At 59.4% G+C, this 7,202-nt stretch carries 6 protein-coding genes and 1 pseudogene; 5 read left to right on the top strand and 2 right to left on the bottom strand.

The features are described 5' to 3' along the window. Nucleotides 1-2,898 (bottom strand): annotated as a pseudogene (locus NW818_RS13400) (translocation/assembly module TamB); the annotation flags it as partial. Nucleotides 2,899-3,194: 296 nt separating this feature from the next. Between NW818_RS13400 and NW818_RS13395 the strand changes: the two are divergent. From NW818_RS13395 to NW818_RS13375, 5 genes are all read left to right on the top strand, one after another. After that, nucleotides 3,195-3,608, top strand: coding sequence for an STAS domain-containing protein (locus NW818_RS13395; protein WP_011433770.1), 414 nt, complete (start codon nt 3,195-3,197; stop codon nt 3,606-3,608). Nucleotides 3,609-3,620: 12 nt separating this feature from the next. Continuing rightward, nucleotides 3,621-4,376, top strand: a complete 756-nt coding sequence (locus NW818_RS13390; protein WP_414424830.1) for a precorrin-2 C(20)-methyltransferase — start codon at nt 3,621-3,623, stop codon at nt 4,374-4,376. A gap of 825 nt (nt 4,377-5,201) precedes the next feature. Continuing rightward, nucleotides 5,202-5,360 carry a hypothetical protein gene (locus NW818_RS13385; RefSeq protein ID WP_414329361.1) on the top strand — a complete coding sequence of 53 codons (159 nt, stop codon included), beginning with the start codon at nt 5,202-5,204 and terminating at the stop codon, nt 5,358-5,360. Between the two features lie 256 nt (nt 5,361-5,616). Continuing rightward, nucleotides 5,617-6,153 (top strand): N-acetyltransferase family protein, encoded by a 537-nt coding sequence (locus NW818_RS13380; protein ID WP_414424829.1) that lies wholly within the window; start codon nt 5,617-5,619, stop codon nt 6,151-6,153. A 179-nt stretch (nt 6,154-6,332) separates the two neighbouring features. Further along, on the top strand, nt 6,333-6,854 hold the full coding sequence (locus NW818_RS13375) for a peroxiredoxin (RefSeq protein ID WP_414424828.1): 522 nt from the start codon (nt 6,333-6,335) through the stop codon (nt 6,852-6,854). 4 nt (nt 6,855-6,858) lie between these two features. On the opposite strand, the gene NW818_RS13370 is transcribed toward NW818_RS13375, so the two are convergent. Next, a complete protein-coding gene (locus NW818_RS13370) occupies nt 6,859-7,044 on the bottom strand; it encodes a hypothetical protein (protein WP_011433765.1) in 186 nt (61 codons plus the stop codon). Nucleotides 7,045-7,202: the final 158 nt, after the last annotated feature.

Genomic DNA, 7,202 nt, shown 5'->3' with positions numbered 1-7,202 from the left:
GAAAGTGCTCCGCACCGCTGACGCGAACAGCGGATCCATGCGGCTGGCCAAGGTCTCCAGGTGGACGGCCAAGGTCTGGGCATAGTACTCCAGCTGCTCCAGGAGAGGATGGTTGGGCAAACCAACCGGATCGGTCTCCAACACCGAGGCAGGGCCCAAGGGGGGCCGCCGGAAGCCGCGAGTGGTGATGTCTTGCCACTGCCGCCACTTAAAGGCAGAGACGATGTCTTCCAGGCGGCCCTGGCGGGTGCTGATCTCTAGGTTAATTTGAGGAACGGAAACCTCTGGAGTAGACTCCAAACCGCCCTGGAGGGGATCCGCCGGCAGCTCCAGGGTGCCGCTAGCGGTGTAGGTGCTCTCAAACAAATCCAGTTGAGCTTGGGCGATCTCCAGGCGAGGAGAACCATTACCAGCGTGGTAGTCGAAATCCACCGAAAAGCCCCGTACTTCGATCCCTCCCAACTGCAGATCCGCCACCGCAGCCCGTCCTTGTGCGGCGCCGCTTGCCAGGTCAACTGCCACCTCCCCCTCGAGGGTTCCCTGCAGACTGGCCCACGGCCCGGCAGCCACCCCCCCCAGCAAAGCCAGAGGCAACTGGTTCACTGCCACCTGGAGCTCCTCTTGCCGGCGTTGGCCGCGAATTTCCGCCTCGCCCCGCTGCACCTGAAACTGCAAAGGCTGAAACTGGGGATCCAACTGCAGCGCCAGTCGATCCCGCTTCCCCCGCAGATCCACTTCCGTCCCCTGAACAGACCCCTGAAAGGGCCCGGCCAAGTCTTCAAAGGCCACATCTCCCACCTGCAAGCCCCGCAACTGCGCCTTGCCAGTCACCTGCAAGGTGTCCAGAGGTCCGCGGATCTGGCCGGATCCCTGCAGCACTCCTTTCACCAGCGGCGGCAGGCCGGGTACTTCTGCCAGCGTAATCCCGTCGGTGGTAAAGCTCAGATCCAGGGATCCCACCTGCAGCGTCTGGGGATCCAAGGGGATCTGCCCTTCGACCCTGGCCAGGCGAGTGCCACCTGCCAACACCTCCGCCTCCTGGATATGCAGTCCGGATCCCTCCCAAGTCACCTGGCCGCGGATGCCCTCAACCCACTGCCGTCCCCTCGCTCCCAAAGGCTGCAACAAAGCCAGCGACCCTTGCGCCCGCAACGCCCCCAGGAAGCCCACTTCTGCTGCCGCCGCCCTGTCCAGCTGCGCCGTCAGCTCGCCAGAGAGGGATCCCGGCCATTGGGGGTTGAAAAAGGCCAGCGGCACCTCCTGAGGAGCCAACTGCGTCTGGAGCTGTCCCCCCGCCCACCGCCCCGCCACCGCCACCCGGCCTCCGCCCACGTCCAGCACCGCCTGCGGCACCTGCACCACCCAGTCCCGACCCTCCGGCAAAACCTGCAGCTGCCCTCTTCCGGCAATCTCTCCCCCAAGACTTTCCCAGCTGGCCTCCGCCCGCGGTTGGGATCCCGTCAGCGCCACCTGCACTTGAGCGGAAACCGGCCCCACCCAAGGAAGAGCGCCCCGGCGGGGCAGGTTGAGGCCGTAAAGGGCCAGCACCTGCTCCACGTCGGCTCCGCTGACTTGAAGATCGAACTGGCCTGCCAAGCCGGCAGCCCATTGCAGCTGGCCGGAGCCTTGGATGCGACCCCCTGCAGTCTTGAGGTCAATTGCTTCCAAGGCCAAGGTTTGATCCGCAAAGTGGAAGCCAAAGGCATACTCCGACACCGGCAGGCGATCCACCTGCCCCGGCGAAAGCCCCCGCAACTGTCCCCGGATCTGCGGCCGATCCAAGGCTCCAGTGACCGCTACGGATCCCCCTACCACCCCCTCCACCGCCACCGGCAGGCCAGTCACGTCAAACGTCTCTTGGATCTGTTGAAGACTGGCCGGCACCAGTTCCGCCTGCAAACCAAACCCCTGCCCCTGGCTCCAGTCCACAGGGCCTTTCAGCTCTGTGAAGGAAAGCTGACCCAAACGACCGCTGACTCCCTGCAGCTCCAGCCCCTGCAAGGTAAAGCCAACGGAGCCGTTCACCTCTTCAAAGGGATGCGGCAGCATCTCCAGCCCCAGCCGAGCCTGTTGAACCTGGGCCTGCCCCGTCAACTCCAGCGGTTGATCCCGCCGCCAGAGCACCTGGAGATCCAAGCCAGTTTCCCCCTGCACCTCCGCAAAAGGGGCCGCCGGCACCACACTGGGCAAGAGATCCAAAGGCAGACGAGCCGCAGAAAGCGTCACCGAACCGGAAGCCTGGGCAAAATCCGCCACCCCCCTGAGCTGCAGGGGGTACCCCCCCTCCCCCTCCCGAGGGAGCAACCGTGCCGTCGCCTGGAAACTGGCCCGCCCCCCGAAAAGATCCTCCTCTCCTGGCGGGGCATTGTGAGTCAGCCACACCTGCACCTGGCCCTGCAGCCGATCAAACTGGCGTCGCTCCCCCACCAAAGGGATGGCCGTCAGGGATCCCTGGCGCAAACGGATGTTCAGCCCATGCAAGGGCAGGGATCCCTCCCCTTCGGGCAGTTGAAACTGCACATCCGCCCAGCCGCGATCCAGCGTTTCCATCAGCAGCAGTTGCGGCTGGTTTAGGGTAACATTCAGCACCCACTGACCCGTCTGCAGCCAAGTCCAGAAATCAGGGCTGAGGTCGATGGAGCCGATACTGGCCAGATGTTCAACGCGGCTTTCTCCCAAGCTCACCTGCCAGGGGGCCAGAAACCTCACCTCCCCCAATTCCACGCGCCGCCGCGTCGCCTGAGATAGAACATCCTCCACCTGGGGCAGCACCTGAGTTTGAAGATAAGCCGCAGCCCCCCAAGCTGCCCCAAAAGCTGCAGCCGTTAAGCCCAAACCCAGCCCTGCCCCCACCCAAGCCAAAGCGCCGGGGGAAAGGTTGAATTGTCGCTGCTGCATCTCTGGATCTCGGTGATCTTCTCCCAACCGCCCACCCCTTAAAAACCTGTCAGGCTGCCAAAAGCCGTTCGTGCATTGCAGGTCGGCCCTGCCGGCAAAGTTGCCCCCATCCTACCCAAGGACTCCTGGCTTGCCACGAGGGAACAGAAAGAAGAAATCCCTGCTCCCAGGCGTAATTCCCCCGAAGACCCCGCGGAAAAATACCGTCTCCCGCGGAGAACGGGGATGCTAAGCTATCTCCACACCCGAGATTGAACCCACCCTGGGGCCTCTCTCAGGTGTTCCCTTCTGTCGAGATGGTTGAAAGGAGAAGAGCCATTCCGGAGCCCCTATCTCTGACGGTCAGCTTGCGCGGCAGCCGCGAGGCGCTGGAAAACTGCCAGGTCTTTCACCTGACTGGCCTTCTGGATGCCTTTTCCGAGCCGGTCTTTGTTAAGGTGGTCACCAAATACCTGGAAGAGGGATCCCCTAACCTGATCCTGGATTTGACAGGGATCGACTTCATCGACAGCTCTGGCGTCGGCGCCCTGGTGCAATTGGCCAAGCTGGTGCAGGGCCGCGCAGGTATCTTTCAGGTGGTGAGCAACCCCCGCATTACCCAAACGGTGAAACTGGTGCGCCTGGAGAAGTTCCTATCTTTGCGCAACTCCTTGCAGGAAGCCTTGGATCGCCTGAAGGAAGGAAGTACGGGCAGTACAGAGACCGCCTGATACGTAATAAGTATGGGTCTGGGAACCTTTTGGGGGATCAGTGCTGGAGCAGGGGATCCCGACTGGATCACGGTCAAAGCAGCCCGCATCCTCAGCACGGTCAACTGGGTGGCCTGTCCCCAAAATGCCGCCGGCCAGCCGGGCATGGCCTATCAGATTGTGCGCCCTTGGCTGCGACCGGAACAAACCCTCTTGCCGCTTCGCCTGCCCTTTGTCACCCAGCCGGAAGTCCTGCAAGCTGCCTGGCGAGTGGCTGCCCAGCAACTAGCCCCACTCCTAGAAAGGGGAGAAGATGTCGCCTTCATCTGTGAGGGAGACGTGGGCCTCTACAGCACCTTCGCCTACGTGGCCCAAGCCCTGCGGCAGCGGATCCCCGCCTTGCCCATCCAGGCCATACCGGGGGTGTGCTCTCCCTTAGCCGCTGCTGCTGCCCTGGGATCCCCCTTGGTGCTCGGCTCCGAGAAATTGGCGATTTTACCGGCTCTGTTTGCCCTCTCGGAACTGGAGCAGGCTTGTGCCTGGGCTGAGGTAGTCGTCCTCATGAAAGTGGCCTCTGTCTACCCTCAGGTTTGGCAGTGGCTGGCCGAAAGAGGTTGGCTGCAACAAGCCAGCTTGGTGGTCTGGGCCGGCTGGCCCCAGCAAACCCTCTTCCCCACCCTGGAAGGACTGGCCGACTACCAGCCCCCCTACTTTTCCCTGCTGATCCTGCGTTCTCGGCCCCGAAATCAAGATTCTCTTAACCTGGAAAACGAGCTACAGCTGGAATGAGTTTTCTAGGATAGGGAATGAGTTCCTTCCGGCGATTAAGCCCGAAGCAGGGGTTGGTCGTTGTTTTTTTGCGTTTATTTCTGTTTAGCTCAAGGCTCGCGCCGAGCCAGCTTGTTTCCCCAAAAAATCAGGTGTCCTGTGACGGAAAGAGGCTGAGGAATCCGAATCCAGAATGCTGGGATCCCTCATTGACCTGAACCAAAAAGAGATGAAAAGACCAAGTTAAAGGAATGATCCGACCTGTTAAGAATAGTTGCCAACCTGGGTTGAGGGATCGGCTATAGGTTAGATTATGAATGTAGTGATTCAGGCGAGGAGGATAATATCTCATCCCCATCCCAAACGCGAGGCACCGCTTCTCGATTGAATCAAATCCAAAATTCAAGTCCAAAATTCTCTGTCGGTCAACGCTTTGATCCAAGCTTCCGATCCGTTGCTTCGGCAGACTCTCCTGAGAAGTGGTTGTCTCGCTCAGCAGAGCACCTGGTACCTACGACAGGTTTTCCTCAAAGCAGAACAAGGGAGTTAGGCAGATAGCAGTTGGGCTTGCTGCACAAGCCACTGGGAAAGTGAGAGAGCGCTCTAGGTGTTCCTCAAATAATCCTCAAATAAAAGTGGTTTTGCCAGATCAACAAGCTCAGCCGGCTATTTTGAGTCTCCATTCATGAGCGAGTCAGGGTGGGAAAATCGGTGATCAGGTTCAGGTGCTCTCAACCTGCAAGCTCTGCGAGTCGGAACCAGCGCTCAGTGGGACAAGGACTGCGGGCTTTAGCAATTCGAGGTTCTCTCAGTTCATAGTTTCACTCTCACTTTCAGGAGGTTGCTATGTTTACCTTTCTCTCAAAGATTGCTAGAGCAATTATCCGCATATTTGCTCCTGCCAAGTCCGATCTGGTGGAAGTGGGTTACCAGCCCATCACGGATGATATCTATCGCATCAACGGCTCAGCCTGCCATTTTAGCGATCTGGAGATCTCATCGTAAACCTCAGAGTCGGATTCTGGTGTCGGAGCGGCCACTGGCGCTGGCCTAGAAATTGGAAAAACCTAGAAATTGGAAAAAAAAGCTACAAGTTAAGACAACTGAATAAGTCTTAGTTAAGTCTTGGATGCGGTTAGTCCGCGTCGGCAGGGGTGGTTTTCCTCCCTGTGGCCAAGTTCTACCGGTTCAGTGGTGGCTCCCCGTGGGGGTCACCACTTATTGTTTTGTTGTTTGCAAGTTGTTTGGGAAAATAAGGGGGATGCCTGCGGTTGCCCCGTCTCAACCTGTGTTGCCTTCCCCTGTGGTTTACCCGGCTACACCGGGCGATCTGGATCCCTTGGCCGAAGTTCTAGCCCAGGTTTTTCATCCCCCCTCAGGTCTGCAACGCTGGATCTACCCAATTCGCAAGCTGGGCATTCGCGAAGAGTTGCGCCTCAGGCTGGCCGCAAGGGATCCCCACTACTGCTGTCTGGCAGCTGCGGTGGGATCCGAAGTGGTGGGCACTGCCGAGATCTCTTTGCGGGTCACAGCCCACGGGAAGTATCCCTACCTCTCCAACTTGGCGGTGCTGCCCGGCTGGCGGCGGCGAGGAATTGCTCGTCTGCTTTTGCTCAGTGCTGAAGGGGTGGCGAAAGGGTGGGGCTACCGCTGTTTGCATCTGCACGTATTGGAAGACAATCTCCCCGCGCGGCAACTGTACGCTCAACTGCGCTATACCCCCATCGAACGCACCTCTCAACTCTGGCGATGGTTGGGGATCCCTCCGCAGCTTTTGCTCTGCAAGTGGTTACCTTGAATTGGCAAAGGAATTGGCAAAGCGGCAACATTGAGCTGGCAGAGTGGAGATGCTTCCCACCCCGCTGGCTTGCTTCTGCGCAGTGAGGCGAGTTCCTGGACTCATATAAAGTTATGTAAACTAGAGATGGGTTCTAGAGAGGTCTCGGAGGGGCAGTGAGGGAATTGGGCAGGGTTTTCATGGGATTGGTTGTGGGCCTGCTTGTGGGCTTTGGGATGGCTCAGCCTGCCTGGGCCCAGTGGGGGACTACCCCTCTCCCGCCGATAGGTTCTCCTGCGCCGGAGTTCGCGTTGCCGGATCAAGCCGGGCAAATACGGCGGCTGGCGGATTTTCGGGGGGAGTGGGTGGTGTTGTATTTTTACCCCCGCGACTTCACTTCCGGCTGTACGATTGAGGCCCGCCGCTTTCAGCAAGATTTGCCCAAGTTCCGGGCCATGGGGGCACAGGTTGTGGGCGTGAGCGCTGACTCGGTGGACTCTCACAGGCGCTTTTGCTCGGCAGAGGGGCTACAGTTTCCTTTGCTGTCGGATCCCGACGGCACGGTCAGTCGAGCCTACGGATCCTGGATGGGCGATGTTGCCCTGCGCAATACGTTCTTGATCGACCCGGAGGGGATTTTGCGAGAAATCGACCCAATCGTGAACCCCAGCCGCCACAGTGCTGAGGTTCTGGCCCAGTTGCAGCAGCTTATCAGGAACTAGCCCTCTAGCTTTCCGGGCCAAAAGTCTGCTCAAACTCGTGGAGCAACTCGTCGATCTCCTCCAGCGCTTGGTTGACATCCACGCGCAAGCTGCCCAAGTCTGGCTTTTCCAACAGCTTGGCTACCGCTGGCCGGCGTTCGCGGATTAGCTTGATGCGCTCTTTCAAGGCGGCAATTTCGGCGGCGTCCATAGCTTCAGAGACCTAATTGACTCTCCTAGCTTATCGCTTCCGCTGGGGGAGTGTCGCCTGCTGGGATCCCTTTCTGAACCACCGAGAGCCAATCATAATAGAGCTGCGCAACCTGGCACTCAACCCCGCTTCAGAGCATGACTCTAGTCAATAATAAG

Source organism: Synechococcus sp. R6-5 (assembly GCF_047461775.1).
In the GTDB taxonomy this organism is placed as follows: domain Bacteria; phylum Cyanobacteriota; class Cyanobacteriia; order Thermostichales; family Thermostichaceae; genus Thermostichus.
Note: the sequence above shows the minus strand (reverse complement) of the source record. Positions and strands in the feature narration are given on the sequence as shown.

Bases quoted from the DNA above. Each gene is read 5' to 3' on its own strand.
- NW818_RS13390 (WP_414424830.1), top strand. From the start codon at position 3,621: ATGGGTCTGGGAACCTTTTGGGGGATCAGTGCTGGAGCAGGGGATCCC.
- NW818_RS13385 (WP_414329361.1), top strand. From the start codon at position 5,202: ATGTTTACCTTTCTCTCAAAGATTGCTAGAGCAATTATCCGCATATTT.
- NW818_RS13370 (WP_011433765.1), bottom strand. From the start codon at position 7,044: ATGGACGCCGCCGAAATTGCCGCCTTGAAAGAGCGCATCAAGCTAATC.
- NW818_RS13375 (WP_414424828.1), top strand. From the start codon at position 6,333: ATGGGATTGGTTGTGGGCCTGCTTGTGGGCTTTGGGATGGCTCAGCCT.
- NW818_RS13395 (WP_011433770.1), top strand. From the start codon at position 3,195: ATGGTTGAAAGGAGAAGAGCCATTCCGGAGCCCCTATCTCTGACGGTC.
- NW818_RS13380 (WP_414424829.1), top strand. From the start codon at position 5,617: ATGCCTGCGGTTGCCCCGTCTCAACCTGTGTTGCCTTCCCCTGTGGTT.